Here is a 25836-nt window from a genome sequence, read left to right as displayed (position 1 = left end):
GAACGCTTAACCGTTAATTCCGGTATGAATATGAAGGCGCTGCCTGTCAGCGCCTTCGTGGGTCAACTCCTCACAGGAGCCGAATGTGAAAGACTTACTTAAGTTTCTGAAAGCACAACACAAGACCGAAGAATTTGATGCAATCAAAATCGGTCTTGCTTCGCCAGACATGATCCGTTCATGGTCGTTTGGTGAAGTGAAAAAGCCAGAAACCATCAACTACCGTACCTTTAAGCCTGAGCGTGACGGCCTGTTCTGTGCACGTATCTTTGGCCCGGTAAAAGACTACGAATGTCTTTGCGGTAAATATAAGCGCCTCAAGCACCGTGGCGTGATCTGTGAAAAATGTGGTGTAGAAGTTACTCAGACCAAAGTACGCCGTGAGCGTATGGGTCACATTGAGCTGGCTTCACCTGTTGCCCACATCTGGTTCCTGAAGTCACTGCCGTCCCGTATCGGTTTGCTGATGGACATGCCTTTGCGTGACATCGAGCGCGTGCTGTACTTCGAATCATACGTTGTGATCGAGCCAGGCATGACCGATCTTGAGCGTGGCGAGATGCTGACTGAAGAGCAGTACCTTGACAAGCTTGAGCAATGGGGCGACGAATTCGACGCTCGCATGGGTGCCGAAGCAGTTAAAGCCTTGCTGTCAAACATGGACCTGCAAGCTGAAACTGAGCTGATGCGTGAAGAGCTGGAAGAAACCAACTCTGAAACTAAGCGCAAGAAAATCACCAAGCGTTTGAAGCTTGTTGAAGCATTCCTGCAGTCTGGAAACAACCCTGAGTGGATGATCCTGACTGTTCTGCCAGTACTTCCGCCGGATCTTCGTCCGCTGGTACCACTGGACGGTGGCCGCTTCGCTACATCTGATCTTAACGATCTGTACCGTCGCGTCATCAACCGTAATAACCGTCTGAAACGCCTTCTGGATCTGGCAGCACCTGACATCATCGTACGTAACGAAAAACGTATGCTGCAAGAGTCAGTGGATGCACTGCTGGACAACGGTCGTCGTGGTCGTGCGATCACGGGCTCTAACAAGCGCCCACTGAAATCGCTCGCTGACATGATCAAAGGTAAGCAAGGTCGTTTCCGTCAGAACCTACTTGGTAAACGTGTAGACTATTCTGGCCGTTCGGTAATCACCGTAGGTCCATACCTTCGTCTGCATCAGTGTGGTCTTCCTAAGAAGATGGCACTTGAGCTGTTCAAACCATTCATCTACGGCAAGCTTGAGACCCGTGGTCTGGCGACTACAATCAAAGCAGCTAAGAAAATGGTTGAGCGCGAAGAAGCGGTTGTATGGGATATTCTGGATGAAGTTATCCGTGAACATCCAGTACTGCTGAACCGTGCACCAACACTTCACCGTCTGGGTATTCAGGCGTTTGAACCTGTGTTGATCGAAGGTAAAGCTATTCAGCTTCACCCACTCGTTTGTGCGGCATATAACGCCGACTTCGATGGTGACCAGATGGCGGTACACGTACCGTTGACACTGGAAGCACAGCTTGAAGCACGTGCGCTGATGATGTCTACCAACAACATCCTGTCTCCTGCGTCCGGTGATCCAATCATCGTACCTTCTCAGGACGTTGTACTGGGTCTTTACTACATGACCCGTGAAAAAGTAAATGCCAAAGGTGAAGGCCTTTACTTGGCTGGCCCAGCGGAAGCTGAGAAAGCATACCGTACTGGCAGCGCTGAACTTCACGCACGCGTTAAAGTGCGTGTGAGAGAAGTACAGATTGACGACATGGGCAATCGTACTGAGAAAGTTGAGCTGGTAGATACTACTGTTGGCCGTGCCATGCTTTGGGCAATTGTACCTGAAGGTATGCCTTACAGCATTGTTAACCAAGCACTGGGTAAAAAGCAGATCTCTAACCTGCTGAACACTTGTTACCGTACCATGGGTCTGAAAGATACTGTTATCTTCGCTGACCAAATCATGTACACCGGTTTCGCATACGCGGCACTGTCTGGTGTATCTGTTGGTATCGACGACATGGTTGTTCCACAGGCTAAATATGACCTGATCGAAGCAGCAGAAGCTGAAGTTGCTGAGATTCAGGAGCAGTTCCAGTCTGGTCTGGTTACTGCTGGTGAGCGTTACAACAAAGTTATCGATATCTGGCTGCTGCGAATGAGCAGGTTGCCAAAGCGATGATGGATAACCTGTCTAACGAGACAGTTATCAACCGTGACGGTGAGCCAGAAGAGCAGAAATCGTTCAACAGCGTATACATGATGGCCGATTCAGGTGCTCGTGGTTCGGCTGCACAGATTCGTCAGTTGGCGGGTATGCGTGGTCTGATGGCGAAGCCGGATGGCTCTATCATCGAAACGCCAATCACGGCGAACTTCCGTGAAGGTCTGAACGTACTTCAGTACTTCATCTCGACGCACGGTGCGCGTAAAGGTCTTGCGGATACCGCACTGAAGACTGCGAACTCGGGTTACCTGACTCGTCGTCTGGTTGACGTTGCTCAGGACGTGGTTGTTACCGAAACTGACTGTGGTACCGAAGAAGGTATCAACATGATGGCAGTTATCGAAGGTGGTGACGTTAAAGAAGCACTGCGTGAGCGTGTTCTGGGTCGTGTTGTCGCGGAAGATGTGCTTAAGCCGGGTACAGAAGAAGTCCTTGCCCCACGTAACACCCTACTTGATGAGAAGTGGTGTGACATTCTGGAGCAATACTCTGTTGACCAAGTGAAAGTACGTTCTGTCGTAACCTGTGAGACTGACTTCGGTTGTTGTGCATACTGTTACGGTCGTGATCTGGCTCGTGGCCACATGGTTAACCATGGTGAGGCGGTCGGTGTTATCGCGGCGCAGTCAATCGGTGAACCGGGTACACAGCTTACCATGCGTACGTTCCACATCGGTGGTGCGGCATCGCGTGCGGCTGCTGAGAACAGCATTCAGGTCAAGAACAACGGTTCTTTACACCTGCACAACGCGAAGTTCGTTAAGAACAACGACGGCAAGCTGGTAATCACCTCACGTGCTTCTGAACTGACCATCGTTGATGAGTTCGGTCGTACGAAAGAGAGCTATAAGCTGCCTTACGGTACTATCCTAGCGAAAGAGGATGGCGATCAGGTTGCAACGGGCGAGACCGTCGCAAACTGGGACCCGCACACAATGCCAATCATCACCGAAGTGGAAGGTCGTGTTACCTTCGTTGACCTCGTTGATGGCGTGACCGTTCAGCGTCAAACTGATGAACTGACTGGCCTGTCTTCAATGGTTGTTCTGGACGCTGCAGAGCGCACCAGTGCTGGTAAAGACATGCGTCCTACCATCAAGCTGATTGATGCTGCGGGCAACGATGTCATGATCCCAGGTACTGATATGCCTGCACAATACTTCCTGCCGGGCAAAGCGATTGTTCAGTTGGAAGATAATGCGCTGGTTGGTATCGGTGACACGCTGTCGCGTATCCCTCAGGAATCTGGCGGTACGAAAGATATCACGGGTGGTCTGCCACGCGTTGCTGACCTGTTCGAAGCACGTAAGCCAAAAGAGCCTGCGATTCTTGCTGAGATCACGGGTGCAGTATCCTTCGGTAAAGAAACCAAAGGTAAGCGTCGTCTGATCATCACCCCGACCGAAGGTAGCCCATACGAAGAAATGATTCCTAAGTGGCGTCAGCTCAACGTATTTGAAGGTGAGAAGGTCGATAAAGGTGACGTAATCGCTGATGGCCCAGAAGCACCGCACGATATCCTGCGTCTCCGTGGCGTGCGTGCGGTTACTGAGTACATCACTAACGAAGTGCAAGACGTTTACCGTCTGCAAGGCGTTAAGATTAACGACAAGCACATCGAGACTATCGTTCGTCAGATGCTTCGCAAGGTAACTATCATGTCATCGGGAGACTCTGACTTCCTAGAAGGTGAGCAGGTAGAATACTCTCGCGTGACCATCGCTAACCGTAAGCTTGAAGCTGAAGGCAAAGTGGCAGCGGGCTACGAGCGCGATCTGCTGGGTATTACCAAAGCATCGCTGGCTACTGAGTCGTTCATCTCAGCCGCATCGTTCCAGGAAACGACGCGCGTACTTACCGAAGCTGCAGTTTCTGGTAAGCGTGATGAACTGCGTGGTTTGAAAGAGAACGTCATCGTTGGTCGTCTGATCCCTGCGGGTACCGGCTTCGCGTACCACAAAGATCGCCAAGTTAAGCGTGTAGATGTTGAAGAGCCAGTGGTTCCTCAAATCGATGCTGAGCAGGCATCACAGGATCTGGCAGCGCTGCTTAATGCAGGCCTGAACGACGATAACTAATTCGTCTCCAGACTGAATCGAAAAGGCACCCAAGCGGGTGCCTTTTTTATTTTCAGTTTCTGCTTTATGAGCTGTTGAATGATGACTTTCGTCGCTATTCGGCTGCTGAAACGCCATCATTGAGGCTGAATTTCTCAGAGTCGTCCATAAAGTCATGGGTATGAACAATGACATTGTTCTTGTCGATAAAGACAACACAAAAGCGGCTTGTTCATGACTGCCTGGGATCTCTGTCTGAGAGGTAAAATCTAACCAGACCTGATGCGCTGTGCCACGAAGAGTGCTAAATGGAATGCCGTGGAAAGACCCACTCAGCGGCCTATGCAGGTGGCCAAAAAAGTAGTGCTTAATGTTAGAATGCTGGCGTAGCAATGAAATAAAAGGCGCTGCGTCAACATCAGGGATCCGGAGATTATCCAGTGGCTTGAGGCCCATATCAAATGGAGTGTGATGTGCAAACAGGTAAACATCGCGGCCATGACTCGCTTTTAACTCAGCCTCCAACCACTTACGTTTTTGCTCGCCATAGTGTCCGATATGGGTCCCCGGAATTGTGGTATCAAGCAATATCAATTCGCCTGCCGGTAAGGTTAAACGGCGCTGTATAAAGTCCTCAGAGTCCGTTTGTAATTCTGGAAAGTATTCACATAAGTAACCATTATCATCATGGTTGCCGGGCAATAACGCGAGCGGTGGTAACAGATTGCTCAGCTCCTGTTTGAGGAGTTGATACGCTTCGGGCTGGCCTTTGTGGGTAAGGTCACCAGTAATGACGACCAAATCTGCATCGCCATGCTCGCGATTGATACTGTCTATGGCGAGACGTAAACGTTGGTAAGGTTTTAGGCCAAACAAGGTTTCGTGTTCTGGGACAATATGTGGGTCGGTCAGGTGGATCAGTTTCATCATGACATGATGCTCCAAAAAAGCGGCCCTGTGGCCGCTAGGATGTTTTACAAATGATTAGTTTCTAACCGTGAGCAGGCCGTTAACCTCATCGAGCAGTTCTTGCTGGAGGTCTTCCACGTCATCCGACTCACCCACTAACAGCGCTTCAAGACCGTCGTAGATAACTTGAGTGACAGCAAGGCCGTTATCACCGGGGTATGCAATCCACTCGCGTAGCAGAGGCAATTGACGAACAGCGGTTTCCTTGTTGGGGTTTTGCTGATAGAAATCTTTCAAAATGATTTCATTCGCAGCTTTGTTGGGTGGCATGTAGCCCGTGGTTTGTGCCACTGCCGCAGCGCCCTGACCTGACCTGACGTAATGTATTTAATGAAGGTCCATGCTGCCTCTCGGCGCTCAGGGTCTTTCGACTGAGAGACCATCATCGCAGAGTTACCGCCGGCTGGCAGACCCAGAGGTGCCGTCTTGATTCCCGGGAATTCGTGTGTCTTCAATACAAAGTCACCTTTTGCACGCTCTATCGCACCCAGTGCCGATGTAGACCAGTACATCATGGCAATTTCACCGGCAGAGAAAGACGCCAGCGCGTCTTTCCATGACAGGTTTTTCATTTCACAATCACGGAAAATAGAGCGAATGGTTTTCAGTGCGGTAAGACCCTGAGGATTGTCGATATTCAGTTTCTTATCCTGAATGATCGGCATATCCTGACTCCACAACATTGATTGTATGAACCAGTTACCCGTGATGTTCCAGCCCCAGAAAACCGGGTTTTTTACGCCGGCTTGGCGTAGTGAGCGGCAGGCACCCACGACTTCTTCCCATGTCTCTGGCATCTTGTTGATGTTGGCTTTTTTCATCAGGTCCATGTTGTAGTAACCAACGGGGAGTGACACGGAGAACGGCAGGCCGTATACCTGATTATCGAAAGTGCCCAGAGACAGCATGGCCTCGTGGTAACCGTCTTTTTCAAACTGTGCTTCTTTAGCGATAAACGGTTCCAGGGACTGAGCGATACCTTTTTCGACCAGATTTGCCTGACGATTCAGGCCTTGCATGGTGACGTCAGGCAGGTTGCCAGACAGTGACTCTCGAAGAACGGTGTTGGTACCATCTTCATAGCTGTCATAAACAGCGCGGAACTTCACCTTAATCTCAGGATGATCCGCTTCGAATCCTTTCATGATCTTTTCATGATCTTTTCGTATGTCACATCAAACAGGTGTGAGTACGGGTAAGCGACTTCAATCTCTACCGCTTGCGCGGAAAAAGCGAGCATTGATGACAAAGAGACACAGAGACACAGAGCATTGCACGTTTCATCATTGTTTCCTTTCACTCGATCTTGGGTTATCCGGCAGACCCTCTGCCGGGTGTTAACTGTCTGACTTACTTGAATCCAGACAAAGTAATTCCTTCGATAAACTTCTTCTGGGCAAGGAGAAAAGCAACGATAAGCGGCATAACAATCACGGTGGCCGTTGCCATCATTGGCCCCCATGCAGAGCCGTCGGCATCTCCCTTAAATTCGCGCAGCCCGAGCGGTGGCGTGAACAGTTCTCTGTCTCCCGTGATGACGATTTTTGGCCAGAAGTAGTCATTCCAGTGTGCGACAACCGAGAAAATGCCAAACGCCATCAAGGCGGGAATAGCGGTTGGAAGCATGACGCGCCAAATAATTGAGAACTCACTCATGCCATCCAAGCGTGCCGCATCAAGCAGCTCGTCAGGGACGGTTTTAAAGAACTGCCGCATCAGGAAGATACCGAAAACAGAAATCGTCCATGGGATCACCAGAGCGATGGCGTGGATAGGGATCAATAAGGAAAACAACACAAGCTGGAAAACCGTATCTCGCCCCCACCATTGCAGCTTGGAGAGAGCATAAGCAGCGGGCACGCTGATCAACACCTGAAAGAAGAAGATAGAGGCTGTGACAATTACCCCGTTGAGCATGTAACGAAGAAGCGGCGATTCTTTAAATGCCTGCGTATAATTGAATACCACAGGGCGTTGCTCGCAGTCTTTTCTCGGATTACCAAGGGCGACACAGTGCTCGTCAACCATCATTGCCTGCGCACCGAAAAAGCCACCAGTATTGGTTTCAATCTCTTTAGGCGATTTAAAGGAATAACTGAGCATCACGTAAAACGGCAACAGAACAATAAGTGCACCGAGGAAAAGTGTCAGATGCTTGATAGCTTCGCGTGTTGGGCTGGATGAGATCATGAGTAGTGCACCTTACGTTCGGTATACCAGCGCTGCACAGTGGTCAGCAACATGACAAAGAGCAGGAACAACACGGTGACGGCGGCTCCCATACCCACTAGGTTTTGCTGTATGGCTTTTTCGTATACCGCATACATCATCACGTAGGTACTTTTCACTGGGCCACCCTGTGTGAGGGCTTCAACACTGTCGAAGACCTGAAAGGAGCGGATGATAGTGATGGTGACAACAAAGACGGTGGTAGGACCAAGCATTGGCCATGTTACTAGGCTAAATCGTGACTAGACTGAGTTTACGCCATCGATTGCTGCGGCTTGATAGAGGTGTTGAGGTACAGACATTAAGCCTGCGAGGTATAACACCATGTTGAAACCGAAGGTTTGCCAAATACCAATAAATGCCAATGTCGGTAACGCGAAGTCTCGGTCGCCTAGCCATAGCGGGAAACTGTCCGCACAGGCGTTCCCGTACCAGCTTTCGTTAACCGGGTTGCCATACCAGCTGCCTGTCAGGAAGGGATACCAGAAGCCACTATTACAACCTGATGCCAAGGTATCGTTGATGATGCCGACGGTGGGGTGAAGGGTAAACTCCCAGACAATGGCTATCGCTAAAAGAGATGCCATGACAGGGAGAAAATAGATGGTTTTGTAGATGTCCTTTCCAACTCTTAGTGAGTTAATCAGCATCGCCGTACCCAGCCCCAATATCATCGAAATAGGGACAACAATGGCTACGTAACCGAGGGTTGCACCGAACATCTTCTGATAACGACTATGGTTAAAGACTTTTAGATAGTTATCAAAGCCCACCCAAGAGAAATGATCACTGCCAAGACTGTACTGGGTGAAAGATAAAATGACGGCAATAACGACAGGGGCCAGCAAAAGAAGAGCCATCATTATGAGGCAGGCAGACTCAGCAGCCATCCCGCTCTTTGGTGTCGATAGTGCACGTTGTTAGCCATGTACCACCTCTAGAGGTGTCTGATGTACATCCGTGCGCTTGCCTTGTTCGTTAAAAACATGGCAGTGGGAAAGCATAAAACCGACGTGGACTCTCTGTCCTCGTTGCTTACCTTTTGCCTGCTGGTAAGGCAGCCTTAATGTGATGGAGGAATGGTGACTGTTTTCATTATTAAGCGTGAGGTAATACTCTGCACCCAGATTTTCGATATGAGTGATTATGCCGTGGGTGATAAAATCTGGTTTTGGGTGTTCGACAGTTTCAACGAGAAAGATATCTTCTGAGCGGATACCAACCTGTACATGCCCGTCACTCAACTCACTTTCTATCCGGCGTTGCTGACTGAGCAGCATAAGGGTATTCGAAACTATTTCAGCATTGAGAAGGTTCATTGGTGGAGAGCCAATGAAGCGTGCGACACGGATATCCTTTGGTTGATGATAGAGGTCATCGGGTGAACCAATCTGGACGATTTCCCCCTCCATCATCACGGCAATACGATCAGACATTGTCATGGCTTCGGCTTGATCGTGTGTGACGTAAATAAATGTGGTTCCCAGTTGCTGGTGGAGCTGACTGATCTCAGCACGCATCTCCACCCTGAGTTTGGCATCAAGGTTGGACAGAGGCTCATCAAAAAGGAATGCCGCGGGTTCTCTGACCATTGCACGCGCTAACGCGACCCGTTGTCGTTGACCACCGGAGAGCTGTCCCGGTTTTCTGTCCAGCAGAGATTCAAGTCCAAGGCTTGTAGCGACCTCATGTGCTTTATCTTTGATGTTTTGTCGGCATGACGCTGCACCCGGAAGAAATCACCCAATAAACGGAAATCGTTGCCAAGCAGTCAACCAGCGCATTTCCAATGGGACGCTAATGTTTCCTTCCACGCTGAGGTGTGGGTAAAGCGCATAAGACTGAAAAACCATTGCAATATTGCGTGCACTTGGCGGTGATTGCTCTACACGAACATCGCCGATTTTGATTTGGCCACCGGTCGGCGTATCGAGTCCTGCTATTAGCTTTAACAGTGTGGACTTTCCGCAACCAGAAGGACCGACCAGAGTGAGAAATTCACCGTCTTTTACTGTCAGCGACAAGTCCTTTAGAACCTGAGTTTCCCCATGGTGTTTTGAAATTCCATCTAACGTGATACCTGTCATTTGTCGGTTCCTGATGACTGATAAGATCGTCAAAATAGTAATTAAGACCACAAACAAGAGGGGGAAGAATTGATGAATCAATTAAGGCGTCATATTACTCTGGATAATAGAGTGATTAGTTAGACCGATTTCAGCTGATTTTTTGCGATGTGGGACTTTCGATGATGAAAATAAGCCGTTACCAGATCATTGCTTTTGCCGCGGTTGGCAGAGAGAGAAGTTTTTCTAAAGCCGCGCGTGCGCTGGGTGTTAGCCAAAGCACTGTCACACAGCATATACAGGCAATGGAGGAGGCTCTCGGCATCGATGTTTTTGTCAGAAGTTCCCGAGGTACTGAACTGACGGCCGCTGGACGTGACTTATTCGAAGTGGCAGACCAATTACAGAGTCTGGAAAACAGATTCAACGAAAGAGCCACAGCGTACATGTCAGGCAAAGGCGGGATGCTGAACGTCTTTATCAGTACGTCTTATCCGGCAATGAGAATGCTGGCCCCTTTTCAGGCAGAAGTACCCGACACCTGCATCAATATTCGAATGGCACCTTGGAAAATCGGCGTCTCGTTACTGAGGAATAGGGAAGTGGATGTGGGAATATTTATGGCGCCTGAAAACTGCTCAGGATTGGCCTGTATTCCAATTGAACAGCATCAATTTGTGTCTGTATTGCCTGAGACCAACCCACTTTCTTTACGAAAGCAGATACGCCTGAAAGAGTTAGAAGGTGAGACTTTTATTCGTTTTCACGAGGAAAGCTATACCCGGCAGTGGGTAGACAAAAAATGTCTGGAGTATAAGGTAGATTTCCCGACACACAATATTCTGGCGAACTATGAAATGATGCAATATGCAGTCAGGCAGGGGTTGGGTGTTTCTATTGCCTTGAGGCAGTCAATTTCTCCTCAGAAAGGCTTGGTGTGCATTGCAATCGAAGAGTTTTCAGAAAATCACACCTTGTGTGCAGTGGCTGTGAAGCAGCGCGCTGGGACAGGTTTGGTGGGTCGTTTACTGGCGAGTCTCAAACAGCAACTAGTGTTGGCTGTCTGTAGCAATGGTAGCTTATGCCTGTTCTTTCGCGGCTAGGCTGTCAGCTATCATAGAAATGAGTGAATCTTCGAACTCGAACCTGAGTTCCATTAACTCACCCACCCTTGATATATGGCCATCGAACTTTTCAACGTCATCCTCAACGTCTTCCATTTTTATCTTGCTGTATTTGTCGTTGAAGTCGAGAAGGGGTTCGGTGGTATCGACAATGCGCTGATACAGTTGGTCAATCTCTTCATTGGTGGAGAACTTATTTTGTTTCCAGCGATCCATGACCATGTCATAGATTTTGAAATGACCAGCAGAGATGTAATCGACCAAGTTTTCACAGAAACGATTCAGTTCTTCTTGTGTCGGTAATGTCGCATTGTTTTTAGCAGAGAGACCAGCAATTTTACAATATTCTAGCAGCAGTTCCTGCCTGAGGTTGAGCCAGTAATCGATAATATCGCTGTAGCCGCCCCACTGTTGCTGTAACTGTTCGACCTTGTTAAGCATGACATGTCCCCATCATTGAATAAGCTAACCCGAGTAATTCCTCTGCGGGTTTTTATGCAAGGTAATACCTTTGTTTTATTCAGGTTTGCAAATTCACCGGTATTGATACCGAAAAACAGATTGCCAGTAAAACACCTGTTTATCAAGGTATGGGAATTGGCATCCAATTCCAGCTGTACAGATTCATCCTTTGTTTATGTCAGGTCACAACAAGACCGAAAAGACGAAGCAGATCAGCACCCCTAGTCTTCTACTTGTATATTATGGTCAGAAGTGATTGAAATTGCCCAATTTAATCTCGTTTTGCCCGTTAAATATGTTAGCGGTGACTCACTATGACGTTGGGAAAACAAAGTCAAATTTTGGCAAAAAATACGTAGCAAACGCAAAATATAAGATGTTGAACAAGATGTTATTTTTTATTTCTTGTACGCCTGTCTTAGAAAGTATATGCCGCTATATCATGAACAGCGACATATACTGCCAATTGAGTATTTAGCGGTCTAGCTTGATTAGAAATGTCTTTGATTGGCGCTTCTGTATGCCTGTCGCCAGACTGCCAGCAGCGAGCTTACTGTCCGCTTTACCTTTCATTTTTCGCCATAGCGTAACCGTGGATGAACAGTCTTTTGTTTGATCAAGATCCGCGCTTTGAAGGCCCGAAATATTACTAAGATTAATACTGTAAGCCCCGGTATCTCCTACGCTATTAAAATCTTGCGTTATTGTGCGGGGAAGGCCCGAGCTTTTGAACGTACAAGTGGCCGTTAATCGAATATCGATATTGGTTTCTCCACTTGTTGTTGTCCAATCAACGTTTACTCTGTCATTTTTCCCTGCACTCTGGTTTTCAAGCGGTTGGTTGATGGTAAAACTGTCTGGAATCGTTGCCGTTGAGGTCAGTACAGAACCATCATCTCGATTAAAGGTGACGGTAGCGACAGAGCCATCTTGGCTAGTGGCAAAGTTGGTTGAATAGCTGACATTAGCCAGTACATTGCTCTCATTTAACTCTTTTTGCTGTTGCCCCAGTTGAGCTATCAGAGATTCGTTGTTGGCGAGCTGGATATTCGTTCCAACATCATTTTCCACGTTTAATTCAACGGTGATCTCTGTGTTTTTTCCGTCAGATTGCGCGGTCATTCTTGACCAAACACCTTTGCTGGCAATGTTGTCAGAATCTGTAGTACTGAAACAGCCGCCAAGCATTATTACTGAGGCTGTCATTAAGCATATTGTTCGTATCTTCATAGCGCATACCCTTTATGTAGAAAGGAAATCCATGTATTCGCGTGCTTGTTATGTTTTTGTTGCACTTCGTAGCGAAATAGAATGTCAGCACTAATTCAGAATTAAGGCTATAGCCTTATCGGCCATTACTAAATAATTAATACCTTTAGAAGCACGTGTTTCAAAGTTAACGCGAGAGCATAATGACTATGGTAAATGTGTGATGGGTAGAAATGGATCGAGGCAAAATATTTCTGCCAGTTTCACTTTACGTTCATTTCTCAATAAGACGTTTAATAGAGGGCGGAAGGTATAAAAAAGAGGAAAGAAAAGTGATGCTAAGACGCTATCAAACCACACTGCCCTGATGCCGCTAAGCAGGTGAGATCGAGGCAGTACGGTTTGATGTTGTGCGGGGTTATCTCGTGACTGAGTGAAGCACCGCTTTCTTCTCTTTGATCAGATGTGCAGCGTAAGACGGAGAAACACGGCATACCTGCGATTTGTCTGCTTTGAATGCGGGTTGCCAGCAACGGTCTTTGTAAATGCCTGCCTCAAGAAGCTCTATAGTTACTTTCATATTCATACTCAATTCCTATACATTTCATCAAAGTTGAGACCGAGAAAGCAGGCTACGCCTGATCATGGAATTAAACTTTGATTAAGATCACATAATTGAGCAAATTTTGAGCAAGGGGTTTGAGGTAAGTGTCTATTTAGTTTCGAATAAAAACAAAATAAAAGAAAAAACCCGCCGTAGGGAGGCGGGACAAGATGCGAATATGGATTTTTGTCTTTCAGACATCGTTATTGTAAGACTTAAATTTTTAACACGTGTGTAAACACCGGGCAAACTATCCGGTATTTGACGTGAAATATTTATGATCCCCCCCGCACAGGTGCCTCTACGAGATACCGGGAGGGTGTTACAATAGCTGTAATTTTTTGCCAGGAAGGAAACAATGACTGAACTGAAAAATGATCGCTACCTGCGCGCTCTGCTTAAACAACCTGTTGATTGCACGCCCGTTTGGATGATGCGTCAGGCTGGCCGCTATCTGCCAGAGTACAAAGCGACCCGCGCACAGGCTGGCGACTTTATGTCACTGTGTAAAAACGCTGAACTGGCTTGTGAGGTGACCTTACAACCTTTGCGTCGTTTTCCGCTTGATGCCGCCATCTTGTTTTCAGATATTCTCACTATCCCTGATGCAATGGGTCTTGGCCTTTACTTTGAGACTGGTGAAGGGCCAAAGTTTGAGCGTCCTATTACCTGTAAGGCTGACGTTGAGAAAATAGGTAACCCAGACCCTGAAGGTGAACTGCAGTACGTCATGAATGCTGTACGTACCATCCGTAAAGGCTGAATGGTGATGTCCCCTTGATCGGCTTCTCTGGCAGCCCATGGACACTGGCAACATACATGGTTGAAGGTGGCAGCTCCAAAGCGTTCACCAAAATCAAAAAAATGATGTATGCCGATCCGCAGACGCTTCATCTGTTGCTGGATAAGCTCGCTGACAGTGTCATTGATTATCTGAACGCACAAATCAGAGCAGGTGCGCAGTCAGTGATGGTCTTTGATACCTGGGGCGGGGTGCTGACGCCTCGAGACTACAACGATTTCTCGCTGCAATACATGCACAAGATTGTCGATGGTCTGATCCGTGAGAATGACGGCCGCCGTGTCCCTGTGACGTTATTCACCAAAAACGGTGGTATGTGGCTGGAGAAAATCGCCGATACGGGCTGTGATGGGGTGGGTCTCGATTGGACTATTAATATCGCTGATGCTCGTCACCGTATCGGTGACAAAGTCGCGCTGCAGGGGAATATGGACCCATCCATGCTTTATGCCTCGCCAGAACGTATCCGTGAGGAAGTCGCAACCATTTTGGAAGGCTATGGCGAAGGGACAGGCCACGTGTTCAATCTTGGTCACGGCATTCATCTTGATGTACCGCCTGAAAATGCGGGTGTCTTTGTTGATGCCGTACATGAGCTCTCAAAGCCATACCATCAGTAATTCCCTGTCGCCACTCGCAAGTGTGAGTGGCGAATACCTTTACCGGGGAAATTCCTTAAATCGCTGTACATGTGCTTTAATTTTATAAAATTCAATACCTTATCTTCATATCTCAAATCACTTCCAAATTCCGCTCATCTTTTCGCTGTTTATCAATAAAAAAGCTGTACATCCGTACTGATACGTAATGGTTAAGCCATGTAGTAATAGATAATTACGACAGGTTTGATTTAGCTACGTTGTAAATATGCTCATCTGAGTGATGGAATCTAGGGCTTAATCGATACCAATCTTCGTATCGAAGAAGGCAGGTAGCTTCATCAGGAAGATTCCTCGAATTGCTGTACACCTTTTTTAATTCTCGATTATTCAATGTCTTACCTATTGGTTCTCTTTTTAGATCAAAGTGAGTTCATCTTTTTGCTGCTCAGTTATAAAAAAGCTGTACGAGTTTGACGCCAAAATATGGATATTTCAGTGGAGTGTAAATATTTACGATTTAAATCATTAATTTATGTTTATTTTTTGGCGATTTACATTGCGGGTGTAGTTGAACGTGTTGATACCTTAAGGTATCTTTTGTGTATCTAAGGTGTCAAATGAGTGCTTTAGGTATCATTTGGGAATTAAAGGTATCAAAAAACTTGTGTTGATATAACAATTCAATAGACTCTGACTGAGAGGGAAAAGCAATGAACACAGCAACAATGACGAATGCACAAAAGGAATTTTTGTTATTAAGAAAAGAGGCATTAATGAGCTTGTTCGTGGGGCTATATTTGCTTCTTTACGGCAGCACGGAGGTGGGATACTGGCTGAATCTCTGGTCTGGTCTTAACTGGTTTGTACTTACCTTAGGCGGTATTCGAGTGATCAGTGGCTTTGTGGTGTTGTTTTATCTGTTTAGTTATCTCAAGTCAGCTCCAAGAAGCCTGCACTTCAGAATACTGCACCGTCACAAGGACGAGTATGTTTCGCAGGTCTCACACAAAGGTTATGTAATTAGCGGCTATGCAACCATGCTGGTTTTGACTCTGGCGCTGATTTTAACAAAGTATTTACCAGATGATATTGAGGCCCTACCGATTGACCTTCTCAGTAATGGCATCACTATCTTACTGGGGTTAATGCTCCTATGTTTTTCGATCACGGTACTATTGGGGTTACGCGAAAACGATGAATGAAGAACTTGATAACCATATTGCTAAACTGCGCAGTCGCACCAAGTTGTCGCAGCAGGAGTTGGCTGATGCAATTGGAGTCTCCAGAAAAACGATAAGCACGATTGAGACTGGACGATTTACGCCGTCTGTGGTCATCGCGCTGAAACTGGCCCGGCATTTTGAATTGCCTGTTGAGAAAATCTTCGAACTGCTTGATTGAATACCATCGGCCTCTGGCCGGTGGTTCTACGTCTGACTCTATCACGTATCTTGATCTTCTCCCTGCTAGCTTAAGTTCCTTATACAGGGTAGACAGGGAAAATACCTGGAAAAGCTGTACGTACAATTAAGCTTATGATTAGTATGTATTTTTATTGTCGCCACCTAAATACTTGTAATTTATTACACCTAAAAGCTGTATTTTCCGTTAATTGCTGTACATGGCTGACTTTAAGTATTATTTACATCAAATTTTGACTTAAATGCTCATCATGAAAAAAGCTAAGAAAGCTGAACGAGTAAATAATATTGATATATTTCAACTATTAAAGGAATGTCACTGGTTCTATTTCAAATATTGCTCATCAAAAAGGTCTTATTTAATCGAAAAGCTGAACAAGATGCTTTCTCAGCGTCGGTAAGATCTCTGCTTCAAACCAAGGGTTCTTGGCAAGCCAAAGGTTGTTGCGAGGGCTGGGGTGGGGAAGCGCGATAAATTCTGGTAGCCATCTACATGTGCTCTGCACGGTTTGGGTCAGTGTTTTCGGTTTGTCAGTGAGATAACACTTCTGAGCATAGTTCCCAATCAACAATGTCAGTTGAACGTCCGGTAGATGCGCTTTGATTTGGTTGTGCCAAAGAGGTGCGCAATCAGGCAAAGGCGGTAAATCACCGCTGTTTCCTCTGCCGGGATAGCAAAAGCCCATCGGCATGATGGCAACGCTGGCGGGGTCATAAAAGGTATCTTTGTCCATTTGTAACCAGCCTCGCAGCCTGTCACCGCTCGGGTCGTCCCACGGTATGCCGCTGGCATGCACCCGAGTGCCCGGCGCTTGTCCGATAATCAGCAACTTTGCGGTTGTCTCTGCCTGCACAACAGGACGAGGGCCTAAAGGTAAAGAGGCCTCGCAGTGACGACAGGCTCTGACCTTTTCAAGCAGCGTTTCCAGCGTCTTCATCAGTAACCACGCTCAAAATCGACGATGCTGTCGAGTGGTTTGTCGTGATACCAATTGAGGTAGTTTTGTCTGAAGCAGGCGAAAACATCATCGGGGAAGCTGACTGCGGCAATGTGCGGTGTGACGGACACTTTCGGGTGATCCCAGAAAGGATGCGCTTCGGAAAGTGGCTCAGTAGCAAAGACATCGAGAAAGGCGTGTTCCACCGCGCCATCATCCAGTGCTTTAATAAGCCCTTGTTCCGACAATACCCCGCCTCGACCAACATTAAAAAGCAGTGCCTGCTGACATTGGCCCAGTGACTCTTCATTCAGTAGATGATGTGTTTCCGGAGTATAAGGCAAGGTAGAAACCACCACATCTGCTTGTGCCAACGCACTGTCTAGCGCCGACGTTGCATAGACGGTATCAAATGGTGCTGTCGGGTTACCCGAACGACTGAGTCCGCTCACGGTCATGCCAAAGAGCTTGGCTGTTTCAGCAAGGTGACTGCCTATTGAGCCCGTACCCAATATCAGCATGTGTTTACCAGCAAGGCTTGAGTAAGCGTGTGGCTGCCATTCTGCTTGTTGCTGTTGTTTCCGGTAGATTGCTAGGTGGCGAGTATGGTTGAGGAGGTGTCCAAGCACATACTCGGCAATGAGCGGGCCGAATATTCCCCGCACATTGGTCAGGGTGTAATCGCGTTTGGTATGGGCAAGCACAGCATCGCAGCCTGCAAAGGTCGATTGCAGCCACTCAAGCGACGATGCTGAGTGCAGTAAAGACGCAACTTTCGGTGGGTCTGCAAGCACAATGTTAGCGTCACGAATATCATCGCAAGGCTGTAACTGTGGCAGGGCGTGTTTGTTTAACAGTTCACGATAGCGCTTACTATGGTCTGAGAGGATAAATACTCTGTTCACGGCTGTTCCTTTTTATGCTGTCGCTGTTGGGGTAAACTTACCCACAATTTCCCCCTGACACCGCACGGGCGGTGTCTCAACGCAGACAGCCTATCATGTTAAGAAATCCTATCCAGCTGAGGCTTGAGAAACTTGAGCCTTGGCAGCACATCACGTTTATGGCCGCGCTGGTGGAGCGTATGTATCCAAACTACGCAGTATTTTGCCAGCAGACTGAATTTTCTGACCCTCAGGCGTTTCGTCAGATCCTCGACAGTGTCTGGGAAATACTGACCGTGAAGAGCGCTAAAATCGACTTTGAACGTCAGCTTGAAAAGCTTGAGGAGCTGATCCCTTCAGAGGAAGAGTACGAACTTTACCTGACTTACCCTGCTATCGATGCGTGTATTTCTCTGTCGACACTGCTGCACATGCTGTTAGATAGAGATCTTATGCTGGAGTCAGTACTTAAAATTAGTCAGCAGTCTGTTGCGACAGTGTGCCACCTTGAACTGGCACAAAATGATATCGAGGTGACCGACAACAACCAGAAAGAGATTGAATCGGTATGTATGGAGTGGGATGTGCAATGGGCCATCTTCCGTGCGTTGAAAGATTGTGAGAGTCGAGACATCGAGCTTATCAAAGGTATTAGAACTGAATTGCGTGAAGAAGGTGTCAGCAACCTTGGCCTTTCTCTTGGCTGACCAGAAAACAAGATGAAGCCATGTATATCATTGGTGAAAATCTTCTCTCTAAGGGCGGAAAAACGAAGCGAATATGCATTGAAAGACGTTTTACCGCCCACTTTATAAGGGGTTTAGCCTCCAACTAGGCGTGTTTTTCTGCTTCAGGCAACCCAATGTTTTGTGAGGATGCGCTCAGTTTGTGGTTAAACCCTCTGCATACAGTCACTCGAACCCTCACAAACCTTTGCCAGCCGGGCTTCTTTTGAATTAGAGTTGCGGTGTCTCAAAGAAAACCTAGAAGGGAAGACATAATGAACAAGACCAACTTGATCGACCTGATCGCTGAAAAAGCGGATCTGTCTAAAACTCAGGCTAAAGCTGCTCTGGAAGCGACCCTGTCAGGAATCGAGGGTGCACTGAAAGACGGTGATCAGGTTCAACTGATTGGTTTCGGTACGTTTAAAATTAACCACCGTGCAGCGCGCACTGGTCGCAACCCTCAAACTGGTGCAGAAATCCAAATCGCTGCGGCGAATGTACCAGCGTTTGTTGCAGGTAAAGCACTGAAAGACGCGGTTAAGTAATCGTATCTCAAACCGCTGAAGCTATTCTGGCTTTGGCGGTTTATCTCTAGCGTACGGTTATGATCAGAAAATACATATTCACACTTCTTATCTTCACCTTCCTGTTTGGCTGCAGCAGCAGCGATACCATTCCCGGCAAGCGCACCACAGTGACTGGCAGTGTTAGCGATCAGGCGACTCGCATCTACTGGCTTGATACCATTAATGATGAGCCTTATCAGCTCACTGAAAAAGTCTCGCGGGGTAAGCTTGGTTGGTACGATGCCGATTACCGATGGCGTTCTGGCGTTTTGCGGGAACTGTTACTCACAGGCCAGACGCTGAAAAATGCGCAACTGGTGCCTCTTTCTGTCCATATTCGTTATGACACCAGTGGGCGGGCGGTGTACCAAAAATATCGTCTTGATGGCGATGTGTTACCGCTGCGAACAACGGAACTGGTGACGTTTGCCCGTGAAGCGACATTCTCTTTGGAATCTGCGCGTACATCAGCTGAAGCCGGTGTGCGTTTCTTTCAGGGATATTGGAGCGACGGCGAGCTCACTGAATGCGAGACGGATAAAACCAAATCACTGAAGTTTCTTCCTAATTTCCCACGCTTTGTAAAACAGCGACTGGAAATGGAAGATAACTTTCTTGCAGCAGTCGGCTCGGTCGGTAGTGAACGGAATCTGGTGTCCGGTATTGTGGCACTGGATGATGATGGGCGTGATTGCATTGAGCGACCTGTCATCGATTTCAGTTGACCAGCGGTGGTGGGTGAAGGCTGTCATGCTTCATCAGACAATAAAATAAAAAAACGCGCGTTATGCGCGTTTTTGGTTTCTGAACGTTTTTTCGCTTGCTTAGTGTTTTTCCTGCTCACGAGCGATGGCACGGTAGCCAATGTCTTTGCGATAGAACACACCGTCCCACTCAATCACTTCCGCCAGTTTGTAGGCTTGTTGTTGTGCATCCAGCACTGACTCTCCCAGTGCGGTGGCACAAAGCACGCGTCCGCCTGCAGTCACCGTCTGGCCGTCTTTGTCCGCCGTACCTGCATGGAAGACTTTAGTTGCCGCAGTGTCTTGAGGAATCCCTGTGATTGCATCGCCTTTGTTGTAAGACGCCGGATAACCGCCAGCAGCCAGCACGACACCAACGGAAGGGCGTGGATCCCACTCAGACTCAACCTTATCCAGCGCTTTGTCTTCAGCGGCCAGACACAGCGAGACCAGATCGGACTTCAGTCTCAGCATGATTGGCTGTGTTTCTGGGTCACCAAAGCGGCAGTTGTACTCAATCACTTTTGGTGTGCCGTCAGCCATCACCATCAGTCCTGCGTAAAGGAAACCTGTGTATGGGTTGCCTTCTGCTGCCATGCCACGCACGGTTGGGTAAATCACTTCTTCCATGATGCGATTATGGATTTCAGTAGTAACAACAGGTGCCGGACTATATGCGCCCATGCCGCCTGTGTTGGGGCCAGTATCGCCATCACCGACACGCTTGTGATCTTGGCTGGTGGCCATTGGCAAAACATTTTCACCATCAACCATAACGATGAAGCTCGCTTCTTCGCCGTCGAGGAACTCCTCAATCACCACGCGAGAACCCGCTTCACCAAAGGCATTGCCTGCCAGCATGTCTTTGACAGCTGCTTCGGCTTCTTCGAGTGTCATGGCGACGATAACGCCTTTACCGGCAGCAAGGCCATCAGCCTTAACGACAATCGGTGCGCCTTTTTCCTGAAGATAGGCCAGTGCTGGTTCAATCTCAGTAAGTTTGCGTACTCTGCCGTCGGGATGTGGTGACGAGCGAGAAAATCTTTGGTGAAGGCTTTTGATCCTTCGAGCTGCGCCGCCGCTTGCGTTGGACCAAAAATTTTCAGCCCAGCTTCGCGGAATGCATCAACAACACCGATAACCAGTGGCGCTTCTGGGCCAACAATGGTCAGAGCTATGTCGTTTTCCTGTGCGAAGGCAACCAGTGCACTGATATCCTCAACACCGATGGCGACGTTCTCTAATTTCGGCTCAAGCGCGGTGCCCGCGTTGCCCGGCGCAACAAAAACGGTTTCAACATCTGCAGATTGCGCGGCTTTCCATGCCAGTGCGTGCTCGCGGCCGCCGCTGCCAATAACTAATACTTTCATACCATCCATATCCTCAAAGCGTGAGAGGGTGCCTTTCTTGAAGGCTGACTCAATGTGTTGTCAGGAAACGGAATCCGGCCCTGACAATGTCAGAGCCGAGAATACCTTGAATTTCTTACACTAACGACGTTTTTAGTGGCGGAAGTGACGCATGCCTGTAAATACCATCGCCATGCCATGCTCGTCAGCGGCTGCAATGACTTCGTCATCACGCATTGAACCGCCCGGCTGGATCACACAGGTGATACCTGCTTCAGCGGCTGCATCGATGCCGTCGCGGAATGGGAAGAAGGCATCAGATGCCATCACGCTGCCTGCAACTTCCAAATTCTCGTCCGCCGCTTTAATGCCAGCAATTTTCGCTGAGTAAACACGGCTCATCTGGCCTGCGCCTACACCGATAGTCATGTTGCATTTCGCGTAAACGATGGCGTTAGACTTCACGTATTTGGCAACTTTCCAGCAGAACAGCGCATCACGCAGCTCTTCATCACTTGGCTTGCGCTTAGATACCACAGTCAGGTCATCGAGAGAGACCATGCCTTGATCGCGCTCCTGAACCAGCAGACCACCGTTGACGCGCTTGAGGTCATAACCGGTCGTTTTCTGTTGCCACTCACCACATACCAGCAGGCGAACATTTTTCTTCGCGGCAACCACAGCCGCTGCTTCATCACTCACAGCTGGTGCAATGATGACTTCAACAAACTGACGCTCAACGATAGCAGATGCGGTGTCAGCATCCAGCTCGCGGTTAAATGCGATGATGCCACCAAAGGCAGAGGTTGGGTCCGTCTGATACGCGCGGTCGTAAGCGGTAAGGATGTTGTCACCCAGCGCTACACCACATGGGTTAGCGTGTTTAACAATCACACATGCTGGCTGGTCGAATTCTTTCACACACTCAAGTGCGGCATCGGTATCTGCGATGTTGTTGTAAGAAAGCGCTTTACCTTGAAGCTGAGTCGCCGTCGATACAGAGGCTTCCTCTGGCTTGGCTTCGGTATAAAACGCAGCGGCCTGATGGCTGTTTTCGCCATAGCGCATGTCTTGCTTCTTAATGAACTGTTGGTTGAAGGTGCGTGGGAAACGCGAGTCTTCATCATTGATTTCTGAGTCGCCGTAAGCAGGTACCATGGTACCGAAGTAATTGGCAATCATGCCGTCATAGGCAGCAGTATGTTCAAAGGCTGCAATGGCGAGGTCAAAACGGGTAGCGTGGGTCAGTGAACCGTTATTCTGGCTCAGTTCAGCCAGTACGCGGTCATAATCTGATGCGTTAACCACAATAGTCACATCTTTGTGGTTTTTCGCCGCAGAGCGAACCATTGTTGGGCCACCGATATCGATGTTCTCTACTGCGTCTTCCAGCGTACAACCCGGCTTAGCAACGGTTTCTGCAAATGGGTACAGGTTCACGACGACCATATCGATAGGCGCGATACCGTGCTCGTCCATCACGTCACCGTCCTGATCGCGGCGTCCCAAGATGCCACCGTGGATCTTCGGGTGCAGTGTCTTAACACGGCCATCCATCATTTCAGGGAAACCTGTGTGCTCAGACACTTCAGTGACGTCTAAACCTTGCTCCAGTAGCAGTTTTGCGGTGCCACCAGTTGATAAAATGGCGACACCTTGCTTGGCAAGTGCTGTGGCAAATTCCACGATACCAGTTTTGTCAGATACGCTAATCAGTGCGCGGCGGATAGGACGAGCGTTTTCCATTGCTACCATCTCTTTCATTAAGGGGATAGGATATTTGGCAAAAGCGCAGTCCCTGCAGTTTTGCCAAACACCCTAAGGCAACTGCCTCAGTGGAATGGCGCGTATTCTACCCTAAAATGTCGACGCAATCGATTGCTTTTATGTATTGTCAGTTAAATGAGCACTCAGACAAATGAAATTACTCCAAATAGGCCAGTTGGCGAAAAAAGCGGGTGTTACCAGCGATACCCTAAGGTTTTATGAGAAGACTGGGTTATTGGAGCCAGAAGCCCGCAGTGACAGTGGTTATCGGCTTTACGGTGAAGAGGCGCTGTCCCGTGTTCATTTCATTATTCGGGGTAAAGCTATTGGGCTCACGCTGGAAGAGATTCAGGAACTGTTGGATATCCGGCTTGAGGCTAGTGACCATAGTTGTGCTGAAGTGAAAGGGATCACCCAGAATAAGCTCGACCAGATTGACAGTAAGATTGCCGAACTGACCCGAATTCGTAAGGCGCTGAAAAAACTCAATGATGCGTGTTGTGGCCATATTGACGACGACGCCAGTCATTGTTCGATCCTCGGTGCGCTGGCCGATCATCCTGAAGATGAATGATCTCCGGTCTTTTTAGTGGGTCAATTCCCTGACTTAGCATCACAAAGCCGTCAACAAGGTGCGTAAATTTCCGGCAGCGGATCAAGCTATCGCTGACAGCAGATTGATTTGCCATCAGAGCAGGCTGACACTGACAGCCACGCTAGAAGAGGGATGATAATGCACCATCTGCTGCTTGATCAGGTTAATCAGTCGTTTCCGGGTGGCCTTCCGGATAATGAACAATTGCGTCAGTTTCTATTTAATGTCTCTGAGACTTATAACAACCTTGAGCAAGTGGTGACGCCCGAGGAATGGGTGCCGGATTCCTGTTGCCAAGGGCCGAAAAAAGAAAAGGCTAAATCAGTCACTCCGCTGCCATTTCCTGACACTCTTCTTCTCTTTGATGCAGACAACAATATACTGTGCTGTTCTCTCGGGAAGGGCTTTGAATCGTTTGCTGATCGTGAATACCATCAGCAGCCTCTTGAAGTCGTGCCGTTTGTCCACGATGCCACTGTGTTTACCGAGGTCTTGAATAAAGCGGTATCCAGTGAAGATATTCTGAGCTTTGACTATCAATTAGAGTCAAGTGAGGGTAAGCAACATATCGAAGCGCGCATTTATGCGTACCCGGGTGGTACGGTGGCGGTATTGCGTGATGTGTCAGAACTTCGGCTGGCAGAATCACTGCGCCGCGACAGCTATCAGCGTGCTAAAAACACCCAAGAACAATTGATGCAGGTCTTTTCTTCTGCCCCCGTTGCCATGATGGTCTGTGATGAGCAAGGCGAGATCACCATGGTCAATACCTATGCCGAGGCCCACTATGGCCTGATGGCCGAGCAGTTGATAGGTAAAACCGCGGAAGCATTGATTTCTCCTGCATCCCTTCCCCGTTACCGCGATCTGGCAGAGCAGGTTCTCACTGGCGACCTGAATAACATGGGATACATAGGTGTTCATGCTGACATTGAAGTGAGAACTCCAACAGGACGACGCTTTCTGGCAGAGGTAGGTTTCTCGCGCATTTTTTACATGGGTAGGCCGTGGCTAGCTCATACCTTTGCGGATATCACTGAACGAAAACGCCTTGAATCAGAACTGCGTATTCTTGCCTCAACCGATCCGCTAACAGGTGCCTTGAATCGACGTCAGTTCTTGTTGAACGCGGAGAGAGAAGTCAACAGCGCCCGCCGTCACGGGCAGGCATTGAGCCTGGTGGTGATGGATGTTGATTGGTTCAAGACCATCAATGACAACTTCGGCCATGCTGCAGGGGATGCGGTGCTCAAAGAAATGGTCGCCATTCTCTCAACAATTCTGCGCCAGCAGGACCAGCTGGGACGCCTTGGCGGCGAAGAATTCGCCGTTCTACTGCCGGGAACGGAAATCGCTGCTGCCGAGCGGGTTGCCGAGCGTTTTCGTACCTGTTTGGATGACGCCAGAATTGAACATCAAGGTGAGGTCATCAAACTCACAGCCAGTTTTGGTGTGGCGGGTTTGTGCCGCGAATACGATCAGTTTTTCGATATTATTAACGCGGCGGATGATGCACTTTATGAGGCAAAAAGCAGAGGACGCAACAGAGTTGCCTGCGCAGAGCTGTAAAACATGTTGATTAGACGAATAATATTTTTACCATAACGACGATAAAAATGTGATAGCGTGTCCGTCTTTGGGATAAAAGTTAAGGAAGACGGATGAAAGTAAATGAATATTTCGACAGCAAAGTCATGTCGATAGGCTTCGAGTCGTCAGGCCAGAGAAGCAGTGTGGGTGTCATGGACACAGGTGAATACACCTTTGATACCGCCGCACCAGAAAGAATGACCGTGGTGGCGGGCGAAATGACCGTCAAACTGCCAGGCAATACCGAATGGCAAACCTTCTCTACAGGCGACAAGTTTGAGGTGCCGGGCGAGTCTTCATTTAAGCTACAAATCGCTCAACCTGCTGCTTATCGTTGCGATTATCTATAATGCGTCTGTCTGCTGGCGTGTTAAACCACAATACGCCGCAGACAAGCCACTCATTTTGGCGTTTCTGACCGCTATTTATTTCCCCCTATTGATCCTCTACATCTGATTCACCCTTCAATTCCTGTCTTGATTTTTCAGCCCGCTATGATGGTAGCCATTCCTTTGGCTTGTGCATCTTATTTCTAACGCACTAAGCTGAAAGACAGGGGGAATTTACCATGCCAACAGTGACCTTTTATCAGTCTGGAAAATCTGTCGAGCTGAACCAGAACAGTGAGTTGCTCGACCTCGAAAATACTGATCAGTGTGAGCTTGATTTTGGCTGCCGCGCGGCAGGGTGTGGGACCTGTGCGATAGAAGTCGTGGCAGGCTTGCATAATCTCAACCCTAAAAATGAGGACGAAGAAGACATGCTCGACAGGCTTGATATCAACGGCCCTAATTGTCGGCTTGCCTGCCAGTGCCGCTTAAACGGTGACATTACCATTCGATCGCTCGGATGAAACTTATGATGACAATCTCAGCCATCGGCATGAATGTTCACGTGTCTCAATCGCAAT

Annotated in this window: 23 protein-coding genes and 4 pseudogenes; 12 read left to right on the top strand and 15 right to left on the bottom strand. The window is 48.3% G+C overall.

The features are described from left to right. Positions 1-85 precede the first annotated feature (85 nt). Positions 86-4299: pseudogene (rpoC, locus tag CS022_RS16155) on the top strand (DNA-directed RNA polymerase subunit beta'). Here the strand turns inward: rpoC and CS022_RS16150 are convergent. The 8 genes and pseudogenes from CS022_RS16150 to CS022_RS27775 all read right to left on the bottom strand — a co-directional run. Further along, complete coding sequence (locus CS022_RS16150) at positions 4249-5208, bottom strand: phosphodiesterase (RefSeq protein ID WP_129123154.1); 960 nt, start codon at positions 5206-5208, stop codon at positions 4249-4251. The pseudogene rpoC and the gene CS022_RS16150 overlap by 51 nt on opposite strands. 54 nt (positions 5209-5262) lie before the next feature. Next, positions 5263-5484 carry a hypothetical protein gene (locus CS022_RS25460; RefSeq protein WP_201746305.1) on the bottom strand — a complete coding sequence of 74 codons (222 nt, stop codon included), beginning with the start codon at positions 5482-5484 and terminating at the stop codon, positions 5263-5265. Beyond that, positions 5481-6392 carry an extracellular solute-binding protein gene (locus CS022_RS16145; protein ID WP_201746304.1) on the bottom strand — a complete coding sequence of 304 codons (912 nt, stop codon included), beginning with the start codon at positions 6390-6392 and terminating at the stop codon, positions 5481-5483. The genes CS022_RS25460 and CS022_RS16145 overlap by 4 nt, the downstream gene beginning before the upstream one ends. A gap of 205 nt (positions 6393-6597) precedes the next feature. After that, positions 6598-7437 carry a carbohydrate ABC transporter permease gene (locus CS022_RS16140; protein ID WP_129123153.1) on the bottom strand — a complete coding sequence of 280 codons (840 nt, stop codon included), beginning with the start codon at positions 7435-7437 and terminating at the stop codon, positions 6598-6600. After that, entirely contained in the window at positions 7434-7691 is a 258-nt protein-coding gene (locus CS022_RS25455; protein WP_201746303.1) for a sugar ABC transporter permease, read from the bottom strand. Before CS022_RS25455 ends, CS022_RS16140 begins: the two co-directional genes overlap by 4 nt. Before the next feature lie 27 nt (positions 7692-7718). Further along, a complete protein-coding gene (locus tag CS022_RS16135; RefSeq protein ID WP_201746302.1) occupies positions 7719-8366 on the bottom strand; it encodes a carbohydrate ABC transporter permease in 648 nt (215 codons plus the stop codon). A gap of 30 nt (positions 8367-8396) precedes the next feature. Continuing rightward, positions 8397-9068, bottom strand: a complete 672-nt coding sequence (locus CS022_RS28190) for an ABC transporter ATP-binding protein (RefSeq protein WP_235869564.1) — start codon at positions 9066-9068, stop codon at positions 8397-8399. An 18-nt stretch (positions 9069-9086) separates the two neighbouring features. Next, positions 9087-9563: pseudogene (locus CS022_RS27775) on the bottom strand (ABC transporter ATP-binding protein); the annotation flags it as partial. 161 nt (positions 9564-9724) lie between these two features. Between CS022_RS27775 and CS022_RS16125 the strand changes: the two are divergent. After that, positions 9725-10645: a LysR family transcriptional regulator gene (locus CS022_RS16125; RefSeq protein ID WP_129123152.1), complete on the top strand. Its 921-nt coding sequence runs from the start codon at positions 9725-9727 to the stop codon at positions 10643-10645. Here the strand turns inward: CS022_RS16125 and rsd are convergent. From rsd to CS022_RS24915, 3 genes are all read right to left on the bottom strand, one after another. Beyond that, a complete protein-coding gene (rsd, locus tag CS022_RS16120; protein WP_129123151.1) occupies positions 10622-11107 on the bottom strand; it encodes a sigma D regulator in 486 nt (161 codons plus the stop codon). The two genes, CS022_RS16125 and rsd, sit on opposite strands and share 24 nt — an antisense overlap. Before the next feature lie 495 nt (positions 11108-11602). Continuing rightward, entirely contained in the window at positions 11603-12358 is a 756-nt protein-coding gene (locus CS022_RS16115) for a hypothetical protein (protein WP_129123150.1), read from the bottom strand. Positions 12359-12755: 397 nt separating this feature from the next. Continuing rightward, positions 12756-12923: a hypothetical protein gene (locus tag CS022_RS24915; protein ID WP_161569654.1), complete on the bottom strand. Its 168-nt coding sequence runs from the start codon at positions 12921-12923 to the stop codon at positions 12756-12758. A 376-nt stretch (positions 12924-13299) separates the two neighbouring features. Between CS022_RS24915 and hemE the strand changes: the two are divergent. The 3 genes and pseudogenes from hemE (at position 13300) to CS022_RS16100 (ending at position 15746) form a co-directional block, all read left to right on the top strand. Continuing rightward, positions 13300-14363: pseudogene (gene hemE / locus CS022_RS16110) on the top strand (uroporphyrinogen decarboxylase). A 692-nt stretch (positions 14364-15055) separates the two neighbouring features. Beyond that, a complete protein-coding gene (locus CS022_RS16105; protein WP_129123149.1) occupies positions 15056-15547 on the top strand; it encodes a hypothetical protein in 492 nt (163 codons plus the stop codon). Continuing rightward, a complete protein-coding gene (locus CS022_RS16100) occupies positions 15540-15746 on the top strand; it encodes a helix-turn-helix transcriptional regulator (protein WP_129123148.1) in 207 nt (68 codons plus the stop codon). The genes CS022_RS16105 and CS022_RS16100 overlap by 8 nt, the downstream gene beginning before the upstream one ends. Before the next feature lie 379 nt (positions 15747-16125). Here the strand turns inward: CS022_RS16100 and CS022_RS16095 are convergent, their stop codons facing one another. Beyond that, entirely contained in the window at positions 16126-16704 is a 579-nt protein-coding gene (locus CS022_RS16095) for a uracil-DNA glycosylase family protein (RefSeq protein ID WP_129123147.1), read from the bottom strand. Continuing rightward, positions 16704-17609 carry a D-2-hydroxyacid dehydrogenase gene (locus CS022_RS16090; RefSeq protein WP_129123146.1) on the bottom strand — a complete coding sequence of 302 codons (906 nt, stop codon included), beginning with the start codon at positions 17607-17609 and terminating at the stop codon, positions 16704-16706. The genes CS022_RS16095 and CS022_RS16090 overlap by 1 nt, the downstream gene beginning before the upstream one ends. Positions 17610-17704: 95 nt before the next feature. Here CS022_RS16090 and CS022_RS16085 point away from each other — a divergent pair, with 95 nt between their 5' ends. The 3 genes from CS022_RS16085 to CS022_RS16075 all read left to right on the top strand — a co-directional run bounded on the left by CS022_RS16085 (position 17705) and on the right by CS022_RS16075 (position 19607). Beyond that, positions 17705-18295, top strand: a complete 591-nt coding sequence (locus tag CS022_RS16085; protein WP_129123145.1) for a YjaG family protein — start codon at positions 17705-17707, stop codon at positions 18293-18295. 293 nt (positions 18296-18588) lie between these two features. Beyond that, positions 18589-18861, top strand: coding sequence for a nucleoid-associated protein HU-alpha (hupA, locus tag CS022_RS16080; RefSeq protein WP_129123144.1), 273 nt, complete (start codon positions 18589-18591; stop codon positions 18859-18861). 59 nt (positions 18862-18920) lie between these two features. Then, positions 18921-19607, top strand: a complete 687-nt coding sequence (locus CS022_RS16075; protein WP_129123143.1) for a DUF1481 domain-containing protein — start codon at positions 18921-18923, stop codon at positions 19605-19607. Between the two features lie 99 nt (positions 19608-19706). On the opposite strand, the pseudogene purD reads toward CS022_RS16075, so the two are convergent. Together purD and purH are read right to left on the bottom strand one after the other, a co-directional pair. Beyond that, positions 19707-20995: pseudogene (gene purD / locus CS022_RS16070) on the bottom strand (phosphoribosylamine--glycine ligase). A 132-nt stretch (positions 20996-21127) separates the two neighbouring features. After that, positions 21128-22720, bottom strand: a complete 1593-nt coding sequence (gene purH, locus CS022_RS16065) for a bifunctional phosphoribosylaminoimidazolecarboxamide formyltransferase/IMP cyclohydrolase (protein WP_129123142.1) — start codon at positions 22718-22720, stop codon at positions 21128-21130. A gap of 172 nt (positions 22721-22892) precedes the next feature. Here purH and zntR point away from each other — a divergent pair, with 172 nt between their 5' ends. The 4 genes from zntR (at position 22893) to CS022_RS16045 (ending at position 25779) form a co-directional block, all read left to right on the top strand. Further along, positions 22893-23315 carry a Zn(2+)-responsive transcriptional regulator gene (gene zntR, locus CS022_RS16060; protein ID WP_129123141.1) on the top strand — a complete coding sequence of 141 codons (423 nt, stop codon included), beginning with the start codon at positions 22893-22895 and terminating at the stop codon, positions 23313-23315. A gap of 108 nt (positions 23316-23423) precedes the next feature. Then, positions 23424-24905, top strand: coding sequence for a sensor domain-containing diguanylate cyclase (locus CS022_RS16055; protein ID WP_129123140.1), 1482 nt, complete (start codon positions 23424-23426; stop codon positions 24903-24905). 92 nt (positions 24906-24997) lie between these two features. Further along, a complete protein-coding gene (gene ppnP, locus CS022_RS16050; RefSeq protein WP_129123139.1) occupies positions 24998-25276 on the top strand; it encodes a pyrimidine/purine nucleoside phosphorylase in 279 nt (92 codons plus the stop codon). Positions 25277-25494: 218 nt separating this feature from the next. Further along, positions 25495-25779, top strand: a complete 285-nt coding sequence (locus tag CS022_RS16045; RefSeq protein ID WP_129123138.1) for a 2Fe-2S iron-sulfur cluster-binding protein — start codon at positions 25495-25497, stop codon at positions 25777-25779. Positions 25780-25836 lie beyond the last annotated feature (57 nt).

The organism is Veronia nyctiphanis (assembly GCF_004116385.1).
Lineage (GTDB): Bacteria > Pseudomonadota > Gammaproteobacteria > Enterobacterales > Vibrionaceae > Veronia > Veronia nyctiphanis.
The sequence above is the reverse complement of the archived record's forward strand: the minus strand, read 5'-3'. Positions and strand labels throughout refer to the sequence as shown.